General features: G+C 55.1%; 1 protein-coding gene. It reads right to left on the minus strand.

What is annotated here, in order from left to right; all coding sequences use genetic code 11:
- Positions 1–303 (minus strand): tetratricopeptide repeat protein (locus IMZ11_RS44765; protein ID WP_228649905.1); only part of this gene is annotated, 303 nt, incomplete at its 3' end.
- Between the last annotated feature and the right edge of the window lie 76 nt (positions 304–379).

The following is a 379-nucleotide window of genomic DNA, read 5'->3' on the forward strand; positions in this document are numbered from 1 at the left end:
ACGCAACAGGGCCCGGGCCTTGTCGGGATTGGGGGCATGCTCCACGTATTTCTCGAAGCAACGCACGGCGCCAGGCACGTCGCCCAACCCCGCCAAAGATTGACCAAGGTTCTGCCAAGTTGCCCAGCGCTTGGGATTCAATTGCAGCGCAAGAAGCAGTGTCGATTTCGCTTTCGCAAAGTTCCCGGTTTTCAACTCGGCATAGCCAAGGTTTCCTGAAATCTCAACGTCGTAGGGATTGACTGCGGTGGCACGCGCAAGGATCGAAATAGCGCCAGCGTAGTCATCCTTCTTGATCAGCAAAAGCGCTTGATCATTGAGAGAGCGAGCAAACCTGAATTCGGAATCGCTGACTGTCTTGCGAACGGGAGTATCCGGT

Source organism: Microtetraspora sp. AC03309 (genome assembly GCF_020826795.1).
Classification (GTDB): domain Bacteria; phylum Actinomycetota; class Actinomycetes; order Streptosporangiales; family Streptosporangiaceae; genus Microtetraspora; species Microtetraspora glauca.